The organism is Streptomyces sp. NPDC107528 (genome assembly GCF_055639295.1).
Map to the genome: position 1 here is coordinate 169008 of NZ_JBVKAV010000004.1, position 17102 is coordinate 186109.

Here is a 17102-nt window from a genome sequence, read left to right on the forward strand (position 1 = left end):
GAAGACGAGCCGCCGTCCTCGGCAGCCCGAGCAGCGCGATCAACCCGGGCGACCCGGTCAAGTCAGTCGCACGCACTCGCAAAGCAGACCCCTCACCGTCGACTGACCGTCGACGACGGCACCACGCACCGGACAACGAGACAGGGCCCGTCGGAAGACCGACGAGCCCTGCCCGGTGAGCCGTGTCCGCGCCCTACTTGGTGAGCCCGGCCTGTGCGCACGCGGACTTGTACTCGCCCGCGCAGATCTCCGACAGCTCGTAGATCCCGTCGGCGAGGACCGTCTGCTTGATGTTGTTCTTGGTCAGGGCGACCACCGGAACCAGCAGGGCCGGGATGTCCTTGGCGGTCGGGCTGTCGACCTGGTCCTGGGTGAGGGAGTCGAACTGGATGTCCTTGCCCTGGACCTTGGCCACGGCCATCTCCGCGGCGCTCTCGGCCTCCTGCGGGTACGACTTGTACACGCTCATGTACTGCTCGCCGCTCAGGATCCGCTGGACGGCGTCCAGTTCGGCGTCCTGTCCGGTGATCGGCGGCAGGTCGGTCACGCCCTCGGCCTGGAGGGCCTTGATGATGCCGCCGGCCATGCCGTCGTTGGCGGAGTAGACGCCCTTGATGTTGTTCGCGCCGATGGCCTTGATCGCCTCGGTCATGTTGGCCTGGGCGTTCTCCGGCTTCCAGTCCTTGGTGTCGTACCTCTTGGCGATGTCCACCGAGCCGTTGAGCTCGGAGAGGGCACCGGCCTTGAACTGCTTGGCGTTCGGGTCGGTGGGCGACCCGTTCATCATGACGATCTTGTCGGACGAGTCGACGTTCGGGCCCATGGCCTCCATGAGGGAGCGGCCCTGCACCTCGCCGACCAGTTCGTTGTCGAAGGAGACGTACGCGTCGATCGGCCCCTCGGCGAGGCGGTCGTAGGCGATGACCGGGATGCCGGCGTCCTTGGCCTTCTGCACGCCGTCGGCTATCGCGTGGGCGTCCACGGCGTCCAGCAGGATCACGTCGACCTGGTCGTTGATCATCTGCTGGAGCTGGTTCGCCTGCTTCTTCGCGTCGGCGTCCGCGTTGCGGTAGTCGACCTGGCCCTGCTTGTCGGTGAGCTCCGCGACCTTGTTCTTGATGATGGGGTAGTCGAACTTGTCGTAGCGCGTGTTCGCCGTCTCCGGCAGCAGCAGCCCCACGGTGACGTCGTCGCCCTTGGTCGGGCTCGCCTCACTGCTGTCCCCGGTGACGCCCAGTGCCCCGCACGCTGCCAGCGAGAGGGTCATCGTGGACGCGGCGGCCACGGCGGTGGCGGTGCGGCGCAGGGGGCGCAAGGGACGCATAGAGGAGCTCACTTCTGGTGCCTTCGGGACACGGGCGCGCCATTGCGCCCAGATGTCTGAAAAGACAACGCGTCGACCGCCCCCAGCGTCAAGCGGAATCACTTAACGAGTGCGCAACACCACGCTCCGCTGATCATGTAAAGACATGGCGAAACATATCGCAACGGCCGTTACACCCCCTCCACCGAACCTGGATCGCCCTTCACCGCCGCCACCCGGAACGGAATCCGCATCCACCTCGACGGCAGCCGCAAGGCCGACCTCCGGAAGAACGTCCCGACCCCGGCCTGCGAAGATCACCCGTATGAGCGTCATCACCGAAACCCTCGTCGAGGACGGCCAGTTCGGCACGCTGACCGTCCGGCTGGACACCGAGCGCGGCGAGGTCGTCGTCGAGGGCGCGGCCGTGCCGCGGATCGTGCTGAGCCGGTCCGCCGGTACCGAGGCCGAGGAGCACATCCCCGTCGGCACTCGGGCCGCTGACCGGCTCACGCTCACCGTGGACGGCGAGGAGGCTCAGGTGCGCCCGGCGAAGGGGCGGCTGACCCGGCGTTCGTACGCGGTCGACGTCCGGCACGCAGGCCACGTCTGGCGGCTGCTGCCCGACTCCGTGCCGGACAGCCGCCTCCTGCGCGACGGCCGGCGCCTCGGCGAACTCACCTCCCAGGGCAACGGCGAGGTCGCGGCAGAGTGGCACGAGGACGCGGCTCCGGAGGCCCTGGACGTGGGCCTCGGCCACGCCCTGGCAGCCGGATTCGGCACGGGCGCGCAGCCGATGTGGATGCTGGTCGTGGATGCGATCGGGGATCTGATTCCCTGACGAGGCGGTGGCATCGCCGCATCCCGGTACAACCAATTCCCGGTACAACCAATTGGCGTGCCGACCGGTCCTGTCCGGTGACGGTTGATCACTGCCGTCGCCGAACCGGACCGAAGGACCGCATGAACCCAGCCAGACGCACGACCGCGGCCACCGCGACCGCCATCGTGCTCGCCACCGCGGGCGGCCTGCTCACCACTCTCGCCGCCCCCGCGTCCGCCGCAGTGACCTGCACGTCACCGGTCTTCAAACGGCAGTTCTTCGCGAACACCGCCTTCACGGGCACGCCGAAGAGGACCGACTGCGACACGGCCGTGGACCAGAACTGGGGCACCGGCGCCCCCGCTTCCGGACTCCCCAAGGACAACTTCTCCGTCCGCTGGACCGTGACACGGGACTTCGGCTCCGGCGGGCCCTTCACCTTCACCGCCGCAACCCAGGACGGAATCCGCGTCCACCTCGACGGCAGCCGCAAGGTCGACCTGTGGAAGAACGTGTCCACGACCGCGAAGAAGACGGTCAACCTCACCGTCCCGGCCGGCAAGCACACCCTGCGTATCGACTACGTCAACTGGACCGGCAAGGCCAACGTCAAGTTCGGCTACACGCCCCGGACTTCGGCGACCGTCGACAAGGTCGAGCCGCTGACCCCGGCCGGGCCTTCGGTCGCGTACGACAGGACCACCGGCAAGACCAAGGTCACCTGGGCGAAGAACAAGGAGATGGACCTCGCCGGCTACCGCCTCTACCGGCGTCTCAAGGGCACGTCCTTCGGCGGCACGCCGCTCGCGACGACCACCTCCACCTCGTACACCGACACCACCCTCCCGGTGACCGGCGAGACGTACTACTACGAGGTCCGCGCCCACGACAAGGCGGGCAACTCCTCGTCCGGCACGGCGGACCAGGGCGTCACCACGGTCGACCGGACGGCCCCGGCGCGGGTCGAGACCGTGTCGGCGCTCGGGACGACCGCCGGCAACTCCCTCACGTGGAAGGCCTCGCCCTCGAAGGACGTGCACCACTACGAGGTGTGGGGCGCCGAGGGTGGCCAGTCGGACATGGACGGTCCGGCGATCGTCTTCGGCACGTCCTGGACGGACAGCGTGGCGCCCGCGGGGCTGCGCTACAGCTATGAGGTGGTGGCCGTCGACGCCGCCGGGAACCTCGCCCCGGTCTCCGACCCCGGGGTGGTCACCCGTCCCGTGGCGTCGGCAATGGCCGCCCCGACGGGTCTCACGAGCGCGCCCGCCGACGCGTCCACGAAGGTGACCTGGACCGCGTCCGACGACGCCGGGGTCACCGGGTACCGGGTCTTTCGCCGCACCGCCGCCACGGGAGCCTGGAGCCTCCTCGGTGCCACGTCCGGCACGTCCTACGACGACACCTCCGCTCCCCGAGGCAAGGCGTACTACTACGTGGCCGCCGTCGACGCCCAGGACGCCGACTCCCTGCCCTCCACTGAGACCGTCGTCGACCGCCTGACGCCGGCCACGGCGACCGGCCCGGCCGCGCCGAAGCTGAGCCTGGTCACCACAGGCGTGCCCGCGCGCAGTCCGGTCCAGGTGGCGGCAACGCCCGGCGCGGGCGACGAGGCACGGGTCCTCAAGGGCTACTCCTGGGAGATCGCGGGCGCCTGCGGCGCCAGCGGCACCCGGTTCTCCACCACGGGCACCCTCTCCTGGACGGCCCCCTACAACGGGCCCTGCATCGCCGAGGTGTACGCCGTGGACGCCTACGGCCGCCAGAGCGCACAGAGCACTTCACTGGAGTTCTTCGTCGGCCGCTGACGGCATGGGAAAGGGGCCCGGGAAAGTCTCCGGGCCCCTTCGCGTACGGCCGTGCCGCTCAGTCCTTGGCCTTCTTCGGCCGCCACACCACCAGCGCGCTGGTCTGCTGCACCTCCTGGTACGGCACCAGATCGCGGCGGTACGACGCGTGTACCGCCGCCTCGCGCTGCTGCATCGCCGCCGCGGCTCCTTCGACGGCGGCCTGGAGTTCGGCCACCCGGGACTGGAGCGCGGCGACCTGGTTCTCCAGTTCGATGATGCGCTTGATGCCGGCGAGGTTGATGCCCTCGTCCTGCGACAACTGCTGGACGGTGCGCAGCAGCTCGATGTCGCGGGCCGAGTAGCGGCGCCCCCGGCCCGCGGTGCGGTCCGGAGACACCAGGCCCAGGCGGTCGTACTGGCGCAGGGTCTGCGGGTGCAGGCCGGACAGCTGGGCCGCCACCGAAATGACGTAGACCGGGGTTTCCTCGGTCAGTTCATACGGGTTGCGTCGACGACCGTCCATCTGACTCATGCTCCCTTCGCGGCCTGGAACAGCTCCGCCCGCGGGTCCTCATCCGCGGTCGCCTCGCGATACGCCTCGAGTGCGTCACGAGCCTTCCCCGTCAGGTCCTTCGGAACACTCACCTCGACGGTGACCAGAAGGTCGCCGCGGGTGCCGTCCTTGCGGACCGCGCCCTTGCCCCGCGCCCGCATGGTGCGGCCGTTGGGCGTGCCGGGCGGCAGTTTCAGGGTGACCGGCGGTCCGCCCAGGGTGGGGACCCTGACCTCGCCGCCGAGGGCCGCCTCCGTGAAGGTCACGGGGACGGTCACCGTGAGGTTGTCCTCCTTGCGGCCGAACACCGGGTGCGCGTCGACGTGCACGGTGACGTACAGGTCGCCGGACGGGCCGCCGCGCTCACCGGGTGCGCCCTTGCCGCGCAGGCGGATGCGCTGGCCGTCCGACACCCCGGCCGGGATGCGGACCTGCATGGTCCTGGACGACTTCGCCCTGCCGCTGCCCTTGCAGTCCATGCAGGGGTGCTCTGCGATCAGCCCGCGCCCCTTGCAGTCCGGGCACGGGTCGGTGAGGGAGAAGCCGCCGCCCGAGCCCCGCGCCACCTGGCCGGTGCCGACGCAGGTCGGGCACACCCTCGGCGTGCCGTTCTTGTCGCCGGTACCGGCGCAGGCCTTGCACGGTGACTGCGAGGACATCCGCAGCGGGACCGTCGCACCCTCGATCGCCTCGGTGAAGCTGAGGTTGACCTCGGTGTCGATGTCCTGGCCGCGCCGGGGCTGGGTACGGGTCGTCCCCGTGCCGCCGCGGTTGAACAGGCCTCCGAAGACGTCCCCGAGTCCGCCGCCGAAGCCGCCGGCTCCGCCTTGGCCGCCGCCCTGGGCGCCGCCTCCGAAGAGGTCGCCCAGGTCGAAGTTGAAGTTGCCGCCGCCCGCGCCGCCCGGCCCCGGGCGGAAGCCGCCGTTGCCGAACAGGGCGCGAGCCTCGTCGTACTCCTTGCGCTTCTTGGGGTCACCGAGGACGTCGTTCGCCTCGGAGATCTCCTTGAAGCGGTCCTCCGCCTTGGCGTTGCCCTTGTTGGCGTCCGGGTGGTTCTCGCGGGCGAGCTTCCGGTACGCCTTCTTGATCTCGGCCTCGGTGGCGTCCTTGGGGACGCCGAGGACCTTGTAGTAGTCCTTCTCGATGAAGTCCTTGGTGCTCATCCTCGACGTACCCCCTTCCCGTAGTCCCTCGTCAGTTCAACGTCAGCCCTCGTCCGGGCCACCGCTCTCCTTGTCGTCGGCCGCCTCGGCAGACTCCTCCTTGACGGTCTGCGCGCCCGGCTGGGGCTCGGCGACGGCCACCCGCGCGGGGCGGATGGTGCGCTCGCCGATGCGATACCCGGGCTGCAGGATCGCCACGCAGGTCGTCTCGGTGACGTCCGGCGCGTAGGAGTGCATCAGAGCCTCGTGGATCGTCGGGTCGAAGGGCTCGCCCTCCTTGCCGAACGCCTGCAGTCCCATCTTCGCCGCGACGGTCTCCAGCGACTCCGCGACGGACTTGAATCCGCCGACGAGTTCGCCGTGTTCACGCGCGCGGCCGATGTCGTCGATCACGGGCAGGAGCTCGGTCAGGAGGTTCGCGATGGCGATCTCCTTGACCGTGATCCGGTCCCGCTCCACGCGGCGGCGGTAGTTCTGGTACTCGGCCTGGAGCCGCTGGAGGTCCGCCGTGCGCTCGCCGAGCGCCGTACGCACCTGGTCCAGCTGGGCCACCAGGCCCGGGTCTGCTGCTCCGTCCCCGGCCGGGGCCGCCCCCTCCTGAGGGGCGGCCTTCGACTCGGCGTCGTCAGGGGTCGCGCCGGAGGGGACGTCGGGCTTCTCCTCGAAGCCCGGGGTCTCCTCCGTCATTACGCGGCACCGTCCTTGCGCTCGTCGTCCACGATCTCGGCGTCGACGACGTCGTCGTCAGCGGCCTTGCCGCCCTGGGCAGCGCCCTCGGGGCCGTCGGCGGCGCCCTGCGCGGCCTGGGCGTCGGCGTACATGGCCTGGCCGACCTTCTGGGAGACCGCGGCGACCTTCTCGGTCGCGGTGCGGATCTCGGCGGTGTCCTCGCCCTTGAGCGCGGTCTTCAGCTCCTCGACGGCGGCCTCGACCTCGGTCTTGACCTCGCCGGGGACCTTGTCCTCGTTGTCCTTGAGGAACTTCTCCGTCTGGTAGACGAGCTGCTCGCCCTGGTTGCGGGACTCGGCGGCCTCGCGGCGGGCGTGGTCCTCCTCCGCGTACTTCTCGGCCTCTTCGCGCATCCGGTTGACCTCGTCCTTCGGCAGCGAGGAGCCACCGGTGACGGTCATCTTCTGCTCCTTGCCCGTGCCGAGGTCCTTCGCGGTCACGTGCATGATGCCGTTGGCGTCGATGTCGAAGGCGACCTCGATCTGCGGGACACCGCGCGGGGCCGGCGGCAGGCCCGTGAGCTCGAACATTCCGAGCTTCTTGTTGTACGCCGCGATCTCGCGCTCGCCCTGGTAGACCTGGATCTGCACGGACGGCTGGTTGTCCTCGGCCGTCGTGAAGATCTCGGACCGCTTGGTCGGGATCGTGGTGTTGCGCTCGATGAGCTTGGTCATGATGCCGCCCTTGGTCTCGATACCGAGGGACAGCGGGGTCACGTCGAGGAGCAGGACGTCCTTGACCTCACCCTTGAGGACGCCGGCCTGCAGGGCGGCGCCGATGGCGACGACCTCGTCCGGGTTGACGCCCTTGTTGGCGTCCTTGCCGCCGGTCAGCTCGCGCACGAGCTCGGCGACGGCGGGCATACGGGTGGAGCCACCGACGAGGACGACGTGGTCGATCTCGTTGATGGAGACGCCGGCGTCCTTCATGACGTTGAAGAACGGGGTCTTGCAGCGCTCCAGGAGGTCCGCGGTCAGCTGCTGGAACTGAGCCCGGGTGAGCTTCTCGTCCAGGTGCAGCGGGCCCTCGGCGGAGGCGGTGATGTAGGGCAGGTTGATCGAGGTCTCGGTGGACGAGGACAGCTCGATCTTGGCCTTCTCGGCAGCCTCACGCAGACGCTGGAGGGCCATCTTGTCCTTGGCGAGGTCCACGCCGTGACCGGACTTGAACTGCTGCACCAGGTAGTCGACGACGCGCTGGTCCCAGTCGTCGCCACCGAGGTGGTTGTCACCGTTGGTGGCCTTCACCTCGACGACGCCGTCGCCGATCTCCAGGAGGGACACGTCGAAGGTGCCGCCACCGAGGTCGAAGACGAGGATCGTCTGGTCGTCCTTGTCGAGGCCGTACGCCAGCGCGGCCGCGGTGGGCTCGTTGACGATGCGAAGGACGTTCAGACCGGCGATCTCGCCGGCCTCCTTGGTCGCCTGACGCTCGGAGTCGTTGAAGTACGCCGGGACGGTGATGACCGCGTCGGTCACCTTCTCGCCCAGGTAGGACTCGGCGTCCCGCTTCAGCTTCTGCAGGATGAAGGCGGACATCTGCTGCGGGTTGAAGGGCTTCCCGTCGAGCTCCGTCTTCCAGTCGGTGCCCATGTGGCGCTTCACGGACCTGATGGTCCGGTCCACGTTGGTGACCGCCTGACGCTTGGCGACCTCGCCGACCAGCACTTCGCCGTTCTTCGCGAAGGCGACGACGGACGGCGTGGTCCTGGCACCCTCGGCGTTGGTGATGACGGTGGGCTCGCCGCCCTCCAGAACGCTGACGACGGAGTTAGTCGTGCCCAGGTCGATGCCGACCGCACGTGCCATGGTTGATTCCTCCAGCTGACTTGAGTGGAACGGACTCAAGTGTGCACGACGGCTCGCAACCGGTCAACAGAGCTGAGTCGACCCCACTCAACTCTTATCCGTTCCTTACACGCAACTGGGCTCCGACCTGCGACGATGTCGCCTGCGCGGGCGGGCGAACCGCACCCCCTACGGGAAAATAGGGTTGACGCCGAGGCCCGTACGGCTTGATGTGCAGCATCGCGAAGACGGTGACGAGGGCACCCACGCCCACCCAGAACGCCGCGGACGACGCCATCCATCCCATGTGCACGAGGACGCCGACGAGTACCCCCGAGAAGCCCGCGACCCCCAGCAGGACGGTCCCACCCTGCGGGGTGAGGCCGACGCGGCGCAAACGATGGGCGAGATGGTCGGGCCCGCCCCGCAGCAGCGGCCGTCCGGCCAGCCGGCGGGACAGCGCCACGAGGAGCACGTCGGCGGTGGCGAGGGAGGTGAGCGAGTAGAGCACGGCCGCGCTCGACAAGGGATCGTGCCCGGCCCGGGTCATCACGGCCGACGCCGCCAGCACGAACCCGACGAACAGCGACCCGCACGCCCCGAGCCCGATCCGCGCGGGATGCCAGTTGTGCATGAGGAACCCGGTCAGCGCGGCGGCCAGCACGCTGAGCAGCACCGCGAGTTCGTCCATCACCTCGGCCGCCGCGCAGATCCCGACACCGAAGGCGGTGAGCACCCCGACGGTGCCGGCCAGGGCGTCCGCATGGTCGAGCGCCTTGAACCCGATGGCCACGAGAACGATCCAGCCCACGGCCACCAGCCCCAGCAGGATCCCGGTGTCGCCGTACGGCACCACGCAGGCCGCCGCCACCGCCGTACCGCCGATCAGGAACCGCGCCTTCACCCGCCGCACGTCGGCGACCAGCCCGAGCGCGGCGACGGCGCCCGCGGCGATCACCAGCCGCATGATCTCCGAGCCCAGCGGAGCGAACCGCGTCCACTCCCCGGCGGCTGCCACCAGGCAGGTCACGAGCGCGACGGCGACACCGCCGAGCAGGGGCGTCGGCCGCTGGCGCCGGCGGTCCAAGATGCCGAAGCGCAGGGCGGGCAGCCGGAGCAGCGCCGCGAGGAGGGCGGCGAGCAGCAGGGCAGTGGTGGCGGCGGCGATCCCGTAAAGCACGGGGATAGGTTAGTGCCGTATATACCATTTCGGGATGAATAACACGATCGGTTCTTAAGGCAACCCTCAGCGACTCACATCACTCCGCGCCTGGCTACAGTGCGGTTGAAGATGGGGGTAGTCTCAAACGGACTGCATAAGTTACCGCTTAGTAATGTCGAGGACCCCCTCGAACCACCCCCTCGCAGGCCCGAGGAGCCCCGAAATGCAACTCGCCGCGATCATCGTGTCGCTGGTTCTGATCGTGGTCGGCGTGGCCCTGTTCGCGCGCGCCATCCTTCAGATCTACAACTTCATGCGGCTCGGCCAGAACGTGCCCGCGGGCACCCGCACGGACGAGCCGGTGCAGCGCACCGTCACCGTGGCCAGGGAGTTCCTCGGCCACACCCGGATGAACCGCTGGGGCATCGTGGGTGTCGCGCACTGGTTCGTGGCGGTGGGCTTCTTCTCGCTGCTGCTGACGATCGTCAACGCCGTCGGCCAGCTGTTCAAGGCCGACTGGATCCTGCCGATCATCGGCGACTGGGCGCCGTACAACGTCTTCGTCGAGTTCCTCGGCACCATGACGGTTCTCGGCATCCTCACGCTGATCGTGATCCGCCAGCTGAGCCGGCCGGGCAAGGCGGGCCGCAAGTCCCGCTTCGCCGGGTCCAACACCGGCCAGGCGTACTTCGTCGAGAGCGTCATCCTCATCGTCGGCGTCTGCATCTTCATGCTGCACGCGCTTGAGGGCGCCCAGCACCACGTGGACGGCTACGAGGCCTCGTTCTTCATCTCGTACCCGGTGGTGTCGTGGTTCGAGGGCATGGACATCTCCACGCTCCAGAACCTCACCTACTTCTTCGCCGGCCTGAAGATCGCGACCTCGTTCATCTGGATGATCACGGTCGCCCTGAAGACCGACATGGGTGTGGCCTGGCACCGCTTCCTGGCGTTCCCGAACATCTGGTTCAAGCGCAACGCCGCCGGTGAGACCTCGCTGGGCGCGCTGCTGCCGATGACCTCCGGCGGCAAGCCGATCGACTTCACCGACCCCGGTGACGACGACGTCTTCGGTGTCTCCCAGGTGGAGCAGTTCTCCTGGAAGGGCCTGCTGGACTTCTCCACCTGCACCGAGTGCGGCCGCTGCCAGTCGCAGTGCCCTGCCTGGAACACGGGCAAGCCCCTCTCCCCCAAGCTGCTGATCATGTCGCTGCGCGACCACGCGCACGCCAAGGCGCCGTACCTGCTGGCCGGTGGCGGCAAGTCGATGGAGGGCGAGGAGAAGGCGTCCGAGGAGCAGCTCAAGGACGTCCCCGCGGCCGCCCTCGCGGAGGCCGAGCGCCCCCTCATCGGCACCGCCGAGGAGAACGGCGTCATCGACCCGGACGTCCTGTGGTCCTGCACCACCTGCGGCGCCTGCGTCGAGCAGTGCCCGGTGGACATCGAGCACATCGACCACATCGTCGACATGCGCCGCTACCAGGTGATGATCGAGAGCGCGTTCCCGTCCGAGGCGGGCACGATGCTCAAGAACCTGGAGAAGAAGGGCAACCCCTGGGGTCTGGCGAAGAAGCAGCGCCTGGAGTGGCTGAAGGAAGTCGACTTCGAGGTGCCGGTCGTCGGCAAGGACATCGAGGACCTCACCGAGGTCGAGTACCTGTACTGGGTCGGCTGCGCCGGCGCCCTGGAGGACCGCGCCAAGAAGACCACCAAGGCCTTCGCGGAGCTGCTGCACATGGCGGGCGTCAAGTTCGCGATCATGGGCGGCGACGAGAAGTGCACCGGTGACTCCGCCCGCCGCCTCGGCAACGAGCCCCTGTTCCAGGAGCTCGGCATGGAGAACGTCATGGCACTGAACATGGCGTTCGGCGAGGAGATGGACGACGACGGCAAGGTGACCGAGGAGTCCCGCAAGCCCAAGTCGGCCAAGAAGATCGTCGCCACCTGCCCGCACTGCCTCAACACGATCGGCAACGAGTACCCGCAGATCGGCGGCGACTACGAGGTCATCCACCACACCCAGCTGCTCCAGCACCTGGTGGACGAGGGCAAGCTGGTCCCGGTGACCCCGGTCGAGGGCATCATCACCTACCACGACCCCTGCTACCTGGGCCGGCACAACAAGATCTACACGCCCCCGCGCGAGATCATCGCCAGCGTCCCGGGCATCCGCAACGAGGAGATGCACCGCCACAAGGAGCGCGGCTTCTGCTGTGGCGCCGGTGGTGCGCGGATGTGGATGGAGGAGCGGATCGGCAAGCGCATCAACAACGAGCGCGTCGACGAAGCTCTCTCCGTGAACCCGGACATCGTCTCCACCGCCTGCCCGTTCTGCCTCGTCATGCTCACGGACTCCGTGAACGGCAAGAAGAACGACGGCACGGCCAAGGAGTCCATCCAGGTCGTCGACGTGGCCCAGCTGCTGCTGGAGTCGGTCAAGACCCCGGTCCCGGACGACGAGCCCCCGGCGGGCAGCGCCGAGGCGGAGAGCGAGCCGGAGCCCCAGCCGGTCGAGTAGCACCCGCTACGGCAGCCCTACGGCAGTCCGACGCCCCCACGCCCCGCAGGGCCTGGGGGCGTCGCCGTGCGCTCGACAGCTGTACTTTTGCGGCAGAACCCGCTCCGGAAGGACCACCTCGTGATCATCTTCGGCACCAAGGGCTACCTCTACCAACTGGCGATACTGACGCTGGTGTGCGGCCAGTGCGGCAACCCCTCCGCGCACACGCTGCGCAAGCGCGTCACCAAGTTCACGCTTTTCTTCGTGCCGCTGTTCCCCGTCTCGACCAAGTACGCGACGCAGTGCACCTTCTGCGGGGCGGAACAGAAGGTGACCGGCGAGCAGGCGGAGCAGCTGCAGGCGCAGGCCGCCGCCGGCGGACAGCACGGCGCCCACGGCGGTCAGCAGCCGTACGGGCAGCCGCAGCAGCCGTACCAGTCCTGATCGGTCTACGGCTTCGACCTACGGCTTCGGCTGCTTGGGTCCGTTCATCGCGTCGGCGGCATGCCGGGGGCCGGGCCGTGACGAGAACTGTCCGACGAGTTCGCGAAAGCAGACCAGGGCGGTGATCGGCGGAATTCCGACGACCACCATCGCCAGCAGGGAATGCGCCGACTGGCCGATGCACAACGCCACCGCGGTGCCGGAGGAGATCAGCATGACGGCCCAGGAACGCCGGGCCGTCCGACGCTGCACGGAAGCCCGCAGGATGGACAGACCCGCCAGCAGCCACGGTCCGTAGACCGTCAACGGCCACCAATGGGCCAGATTCGGCGACACCACGAGGAGCGCGATGGAGCGCAGCTGATCGTACGAATACGAAATGGACCAGGTGAGCATCGTGACCGCACACAGGGTGATGAGTGTGACCAGGACCCCGACGGTGAAGATCTTTGGGTTTCCGGCAAGGATGTGATTGCTGGGCTGAGGCCGCTTTCGATGGACCGGGCGGGGCGGGGGCCTGTCGCGGTTTGCCGGCGGCGGGGTCGGAGCAGGAGCGGGAACAGGAGCGGCGGAAAGATCGATGCCCTGCGTGGTGTTCAGCATCTGGGCCAGCTCTTCGTCCAGGTCCCAGCCGCCCGGCGACGAGATCGTCGCATCGGGGACATGCCAGAGGTTCTGCATGTCGAGCTGCTGAGTGTAAAGAGGCTGTTCGTCTACCGCGTCATAGTCGGCCCTCATTGCTAGAACTTTTCCCCTTCCATCGTGGCCCGGAGATATTCGCTCTCCATCCGGCTGATGGTTCTCAGAAAGTCCTCAAGCAGATCCGAGCAGTGCGTGATGCCTTCCGCAGTGGTCTGATCAGCTGCCTGAAGCGAGCGGAGCGGACGAGCCTCAGCTGCATGTTTTTCATGCCAAGTCACGCCCACCTAACGAGCACCGGACAGGGCAGGACATCTGGCATTCGGGGGAATATGCGTCAACGGTGATTATCTAAAATATCCAACGACAATTTATGACGCGGTGTTATCGAGGGACTTACGATTACCGTTTGCATTGGTCCGTGCAGGTCACAGCGGTTCGCCCACCTGGAGGTACCCGTGGTGGCCGCGCGAGACGGCGATCACGACCGGGGCGCGGACCCATAGGTCCCGTACCGCGGAAGTCCCGCCGCCTCGAAGACGTGCACGGAGAGTCCGCCGGCTGTCGTTCGCTGGCTGACGAGCCGTAGGCCCGCTGGGGCGCCGCCGTCCGGGAACAGGCGTCGGCCCTGCCCGACCACGACCGGGGCGATCGCGAGCCGCAGCGTGTCGATCAGCCCGGCGGCCAGCAGGGACTGCGCGAGGCGCGCGCTGCCGTGGATCTGCAGTTCCCTGCCCGGCCGCTGCTTCAACTCGGCCACCTGGGCGTGCACATCGCCGGACAGGATCGTGGTGGGGTCCCAGTCGGCCCTGGTCAGGGTGTGGGTGGCCACGTACTTCGGGAGGCCGTTCAGCGGCCCGGCGTTCGGGTGGTCGGTCATCCTCGGCCAGTCCCTGGCGAAGTTCTCGTACGTACGCCGCCCGAACAGGAACCCGTCCGCCTCCCCGAGCCAGGTGCCGACGAGCCGCTCGAACTCCTCGTCCGCATACGGCACGAACCAGCCACCCTGCGTGAACCCGTCGCTGGGGTCCTCCTCCGGGGACCCGGGCCCCTGGGAGACACCGTCCAGCGACAGAAACTCCTGCACCGTCACCTTCATCGCACACACCATTTCCGCTCGGGGCCCTGGATGTCCTGTCCGGGGCACGTTGGACGTCTGTACCCCCTTTGACCTCATGCGGTGCGGGAACTCATCGGTTGGAGGTCTTGCGGCAGGCGGCGGGGGCGTCGAGGGCGGGGGCAGGGGCGGCTGGACACCTGGCGGCGAGGAGGGCGGCGGGATGTCAGCCGCCGGGGACGAAGGTGACCGTCTCGTCGAGTGGGGCCCGGCCCGTGCGGGGGTCCCGGACGGCGACGTCCTCGAATCCGATCGACATGCCGCAGAAGAGGATGAGCTCGGTCGGCGGCGCCAGCACCTGCGCGACGGTCTTGCGGTACTTCGCCCACGCCATCTGCGCGCAGCTGTGCAGCCCCTCGGCGCGCAGCAGCAGCATGACGGTCTGCAGATACATGCCGACGTCGGACCACTGCGCCGGGCCCATGTCACGGTCGAGGTAGCAGAACAGGGCGGCCGGCGCGCCGAAGCAGTCCCAGTTCGCGGCAGCGGCCCGCTGGCGCGCCTCCAAGTCCTCGCGTGCGATGCCGAGTCCGCCGTAGCGCTGCTCGCCGAACGCGAACCGGCGCTCGCGGTAAGGGGACTTCAGATCGGGCGGGTACTGCTCGTACTCCGGCTCGTCCCAGGGGTCGCCCGAAACCACGCGTTCGCCGGCGCGCTTCTTGAGCTCGGCCAGCGGCGCGCCGGTCAGCACATAGGCGTGCCACGGCTGGACGTTCGACGCCGACGGGGTCCAGGCCGCGGCGGTCAGCACGCGGGCCAGCACCTCCCTCGGGACCTGCCGATCGGTGAACCCGCGCACGGCCCGTCGGCTCGTGACCGCCTCGTAGACGTCCAAGGTCGCCTGCCTCCTCTTTGCTCGGTGCGTCCGTCTCCGTTGCAGTCGCGACGGTATCATTCGATACTGTCTCGTGTTTAACTATGTTCGATCTCAAGCCATGCCCGTCAGCCCCGGCGACCCCCGCCTCGGGCGCCCCCTTTGGAGAAAGCCCATGGCCACGCTGCTGCACATCGACTCGTCCGTGCTCCCCGGTGAGGCGTCCTCGTCCCGTTCGGTCGCGGCCGCCTTCCGCACCGCCTGGGAGGAGCAGCACCCCGAGGGCGCGGTGATCTACCGCGACCTCGCCGCCGATCCCGTTCCGCACATCACGGCCACCGCCTGGTCCGCCGGCTACGCCGCCCCGTCGGAGCGCACCACGGAGCAGTCCGCCGCGTTCGCCGAGCGGGTGAAGCTCATCGAGGAACTGGAGGCGGCGGACGCCGTCCTGATCGGCGCCCCGATGCACAACTTCTCGATCCCGTCGACCCTCAAGGCATGGCTGGACAACGTGCTCCTGCTCGGCCGCACCGCGGGCGAGAGCCCCTCCGCCCAGGGCACCCCGGTCACTGTCATCGCCAGCCGCGGCGGCTCGTACGCACCGGGCACCCCGCGCGAAGGCTTCGAGTTCGTGCAGAACTACCTGGAAGTCGTCCTGAAGCGCACGCTCGGCCTGGACCTCGACTTCATCGTCCCGGAACTCACCATGGCCCCCCGGAACCCGGCCATGTCCGAACTGGTCCCCCTCTACGAGGCCTCCCGCACACGTGCCTTCGCGGACGCGGCCGCCAAGGCCAAGGAACTCGCGGAGCGCCTCGCCGCGTGACGCCTTCGTCAGGGACGCCGGCCGGCGTGCTCGCCGACGGGCGCGCTGCGATGCGCCGAGCGGCGGGTACGCCGGTCAGCGCGTACACCGGTCGGCGCGTACACCGGTCGGCGAGTGCGAAGGTACGCTCAGGCCTCGCCGTCCGCCGGATAGGCGAACCTGGTCAGCAGATCCCTCAACTGCTCGGCCTCGCCCGGCCGCAGTCCGCCGACCAGACGCTCGGCCCGCGGCTGAGCCGCCACGTGGGCCGCGTCGAAGAGCTCGATGCCCTGAGGCGTGATCTCCACCGCCCGCACCCGCCGGTCTCCGTGAACGGCCTTGCGTACGGCCAGCCCCTTGCGCTCCAGGTCGTCCACGACCCGCATGATTCCGGCCTTGTCCGTCCCGGTGGCCGCCGCCAGGTCCCGCTGCACCGTGGGCCCGCGGTCCACGAGCACGATCAGCACGGCGAAATGCCGCAACTCGATGCCGAGCGGCCGCAGTGCCTCCGTCATCACCGTCTGCGCGCGCCAGTGCGCCCGGCGCAGCAGCAGACCGAGAGCGAACGGCGACCCGTCACCGGGGCGGTCGGTCGCACGCGAGGCGGCGGGCACAGCGGGAACGTCGGCGGGCATGAGGCCACACTACAGCCGCCGATTCACTCGAAACGGTATCAATTGAAACGAATGCCGCTACGGCTCCGCACTCGGCTACGACTCTGAAGTCGGCTGCGGCTCCTGCCGCTGACCCCCGCTGCCACGGCCCGTCGCCGATCCGAACCCCAGCCACGTGTGGCGGTTGCCCCACCAGCACCAGCCGACCTTCGGGGCATTGCGCCGCTCGCGGCCGTCGCGTCCCGTGCCGTTGCTGATCCAGATCGCCGGAGTCCGGGCGTCCAGGGTGCCGTTCGGCTTGCGCAGGCGGGAGCCAATGGTCATGAAGCAACGGTTGCGCTCAAGGATCGGCGGCTGCTGGAGCACCCAGTGGAGGCCCTCGTGGAGCAGCAGCGGACTGCGCCCCTCCGCGGTCAGGGCCGGCAGCGCCTCCTCCGGGCTCCAGTTGGCCATGCGGTCGCCGCGGTCGAGGCCGGTGACGACGTAGAGCGGAGTGTCGGGCAGCTCGACGGTGTCAGGGACGAAGTCATCGACGTCGGGCATGTCGACGACGACGAAGCCGGGCTTGCCATCCCGGCGGAGCAGCGGGGCGAGGGCGGACGCGGGGACGCGGTCGGGGTGGACGGCGAGGAGCACATCGCCGTCGGTGCCCCCGGCGTTCTCCGCGAAGGTACGCAGTTCGTCGGCCGGTATCCCCGCGAGCTCATGCACCCCGAGCTCGATCAGGCGTGCCGCCTGTGCGGCGAGCGGCGGGAGGGCGGTCACAGTGGCGTCGGACGAGATATCGGGCATGGTCCCCCTACGTTCCTGGTTAGGCGCAGCAGCAGTCCTGAGGTCAACGCCAAGTCCCGCCGCAAAC

At 68.9% G+C, this 17102-nt stretch carries 16 protein-coding genes; 5 read left to right on the forward strand and 11 right to left on the reverse strand.

What is annotated here, in order from left to right:
* Nucleotides 1-193: 193 nt before the first annotated feature.
* Nucleotides 194-1324 (reverse strand): sugar ABC transporter substrate-binding protein, encoded by a 1131-nt coding sequence (locus ACZ7L5_RS14380; protein ID WP_471516879.1) that lies wholly within the window; start codon nucleotides 1322-1324, stop codon nucleotides 194-196.
* Nucleotides 1325-1628: 304 nt separating this feature from the next.
* Here ACZ7L5_RS14380 and ACZ7L5_RS14385 point away from each other — a divergent pair, with 304 nt between their 5' ends.
* Nucleotides 1629-2144 carry a hypothetical protein gene (locus ACZ7L5_RS14385; RefSeq protein ID WP_471516880.1) on the forward strand — a complete coding sequence of 172 codons (516 nt, stop codon included), beginning with the start codon at nucleotides 1629-1631 and terminating at the stop codon, nucleotides 2142-2144.
* Between the two features lie 122 nt (nucleotides 2145-2266).
* Nucleotides 2267-3934 carry a fibronectin type III domain-containing protein gene (locus ACZ7L5_RS14390; protein ID WP_471516881.1) on the forward strand — a complete coding sequence of 556 codons (1668 nt, stop codon included), beginning with the start codon at nucleotides 2267-2269 and terminating at the stop codon, nucleotides 3932-3934.
* 58 nt (nucleotides 3935-3992) lie between these two features.
* On the opposite strand, the gene ACZ7L5_RS14395 is transcribed toward ACZ7L5_RS14390, so the two are convergent.
* The 5 genes from ACZ7L5_RS14395 to ACZ7L5_RS14415 form a co-directional block, all read right to left on the reverse strand.
* Nucleotides 3993-4439, reverse strand: a complete 447-nt coding sequence (locus ACZ7L5_RS14395; protein ID WP_037706704.1) for a heat shock protein transcriptional repressor HspR — start codon at nucleotides 4437-4439, stop codon at nucleotides 3993-3995.
* A gap of 5 nt (nucleotides 4440-4444) precedes the next feature.
* Entirely contained in the window at nucleotides 4445-5632 is a 1188-nt protein-coding gene (gene dnaJ, locus ACZ7L5_RS14400; protein ID WP_365056040.1) for a molecular chaperone DnaJ, read from the reverse strand.
* A gap of 42 nt (nucleotides 5633-5674) precedes the next feature.
* On the reverse strand, nucleotides 5675-6319 hold the full coding sequence (grpE, locus tag ACZ7L5_RS14405) for a nucleotide exchange factor GrpE (RefSeq protein ID WP_328425405.1): 645 nt from the start codon (nucleotides 6317-6319) through the stop codon (nucleotides 5675-5677).
* A complete protein-coding gene (gene dnaK, locus ACZ7L5_RS14410; RefSeq protein ID WP_471516882.1) occupies nucleotides 6319-8169 on the reverse strand; it encodes a molecular chaperone DnaK in 1851 nt (616 codons plus the stop codon). The genes grpE and dnaK overlap by 1 nt, the downstream gene beginning before the upstream one ends.
* 94 nt (nucleotides 8170-8263) lie before the next feature.
* On the reverse strand, nucleotides 8264-9328 hold the full coding sequence (locus tag ACZ7L5_RS14415; RefSeq protein ID WP_471516883.1) for an MraY family glycosyltransferase: 1065 nt from the start codon (nucleotides 9326-9328) through the stop codon (nucleotides 8264-8266).
* 205 nt (nucleotides 9329-9533) lie between these two features.
* Here ACZ7L5_RS14415 and ACZ7L5_RS14420 point away from each other — a divergent pair, with 205 nt between their 5' ends.
* Both ACZ7L5_RS14420 and ACZ7L5_RS14425 read left to right on the forward strand, forming a co-directional pair.
* A complete protein-coding gene (locus ACZ7L5_RS14420) occupies nucleotides 9534-11828 on the forward strand; it encodes a (Fe-S)-binding protein (RefSeq protein WP_471516884.1) in 2295 nt (764 codons plus the stop codon).
* Nucleotides 11829-11948: 120 nt separating this feature from the next.
* Nucleotides 11949-12254 (forward strand): zinc-ribbon domain-containing protein, encoded by a 306-nt coding sequence (locus ACZ7L5_RS14425; protein ID WP_471516885.1) that lies wholly within the window; start codon nucleotides 11949-11951, stop codon nucleotides 12252-12254.
* Nucleotides 12255-12272: 18 nt separating this feature from the next.
* Here the strand turns inward: ACZ7L5_RS14425 and ACZ7L5_RS14430 are convergent, their stop codons facing one another.
* The 3 genes from ACZ7L5_RS14430 to ACZ7L5_RS14440 form a co-directional block, all read right to left on the reverse strand.
* On the reverse strand, nucleotides 12273-12935 hold the full coding sequence (locus tag ACZ7L5_RS14430) for a DUF2637 domain-containing protein (protein WP_471516886.1): 663 nt from the start codon (nucleotides 12933-12935) through the stop codon (nucleotides 12273-12275).
* Nucleotides 12936-13374: 439 nt separating this feature from the next.
* A complete protein-coding gene (locus ACZ7L5_RS14435) occupies nucleotides 13375-13992 on the reverse strand; it encodes a dihydrofolate reductase family protein (protein ID WP_471516887.1) in 618 nt (205 codons plus the stop codon).
* A 184-nt stretch (nucleotides 13993-14176) separates the two neighbouring features.
* The gene (locus ACZ7L5_RS14440; RefSeq protein WP_471516888.1) at nucleotides 14177-14845 is read right to left on the reverse strand and encodes a nitroreductase; all 669 of its coding nucleotides are present in this window, start codon (nucleotides 14843-14845) and stop codon (nucleotides 14177-14179) included.
* A gap of 154 nt (nucleotides 14846-14999) precedes the next feature.
* Between ACZ7L5_RS14440 and ACZ7L5_RS14445 the strand changes: the two genes are divergently transcribed.
* The gene (locus ACZ7L5_RS14445; protein ID WP_471516889.1) at nucleotides 15000-15650 is read left to right on the forward strand and encodes an FMN-dependent NADH-azoreductase; all 651 of its coding nucleotides are present in this window, start codon (nucleotides 15000-15002) and stop codon (nucleotides 15648-15650) included.
* 128 nt (nucleotides 15651-15778) lie between these two features.
* Here the strand turns inward: ACZ7L5_RS14445 and ACZ7L5_RS14450 are convergent, their stop codons facing one another.
* Both ACZ7L5_RS14450 and ACZ7L5_RS14455 read right to left on the reverse strand, forming a co-directional pair.
* Entirely contained in the window at nucleotides 15779-16264 is a 486-nt protein-coding gene (locus ACZ7L5_RS14450; RefSeq protein ID WP_328880323.1) for a MarR family winged helix-turn-helix transcriptional regulator, read from the reverse strand.
* 75 nt (nucleotides 16265-16339) lie between these two features.
* Nucleotides 16340-17035: a DUF5701 family protein gene (locus ACZ7L5_RS14455; protein ID WP_471516890.1), complete on the reverse strand. Its 696-nt coding sequence runs from the start codon at nucleotides 17033-17035 to the stop codon at nucleotides 16340-16342.
* Nucleotides 17036-17102 lie beyond the last annotated feature (67 nt).

Bases quoted from the DNA above. Each gene is read 5' to 3' on its own strand.
- ACZ7L5_RS14380 (WP_471516879.1), bottom strand. From the start codon at position 1,324: ATGCGTCCCTTGCGCCCCCTGCGCCGCACCGCCACCGCCGTGGCCGCC.
- ACZ7L5_RS14385 (WP_471516880.1), top strand. From the start codon at position 1,629: ATGAGCGTCATCACCGAAACCCTCGTCGAGGACGGCCAGTTCGGCACG.
- ACZ7L5_RS14390 (WP_471516881.1), top strand. From the start codon at position 2,267: ATGAACCCAGCCAGACGCACGACCGCGGCCACCGCGACCGCCATCGTG.
- ACZ7L5_RS14395 (WP_037706704.1), bottom strand. From the start codon at position 4,439: ATGGACGGTCGTCGACGCAACCCGTATGAACTGACCGAGGAAACCCCG.
- dnaJ (WP_365056040.1), bottom strand. From the start codon at position 5,632: ATGAGCACCAAGGACTTCATCGAGAAGGACTACTACAAGGTCCTCGGC.
- grpE (WP_328425405.1), bottom strand. From the start codon at position 6,319: ATGACGGAGGAGACCCCGGGCTTCGAGGAGAAGCCCGACGTCCCCTCC.
- dnaK (WP_471516882.1), bottom strand. From the start codon at position 8,169: ATGGCACGTGCGGTCGGCATCGACCTGGGCACGACTAACTCCGTCGTC.
- ACZ7L5_RS14420 (WP_471516884.1), top strand. From the start codon at position 9,534: ATGCAACTCGCCGCGATCATCGTGTCGCTGGTTCTGATCGTGGTCGGC.
- ACZ7L5_RS14430 (WP_471516886.1), bottom strand. From the start codon at position 12,935: ATGCAGAACCTCTGGCATGTCCCCGATGCGACGATCTCGTCGCCGGGC.
- ACZ7L5_RS14435 (WP_471516887.1), bottom strand. From the start codon at position 13,992: ATGAAGGTGACGGTGCAGGAGTTTCTGTCGCTGGACGGTGTCTCCCAG.
- ACZ7L5_RS14445 (WP_471516889.1), top strand. From the start codon at position 15,000: ATGGCCACGCTGCTGCACATCGACTCGTCCGTGCTCCCCGGTGAGGCG.
- ACZ7L5_RS14450 (WP_328880323.1), bottom strand. From the start codon at position 16,264: ATGCCCGCCGACGTTCCCGCTGTGCCCGCCGCCTCGCGTGCGACCGAC.
- ACZ7L5_RS14455 (WP_471516890.1), bottom strand. From the start codon at position 17,035: ATGCCCGATATCTCGTCCGACGCCACTGTGACCGCCCTCCCGCCGCTC.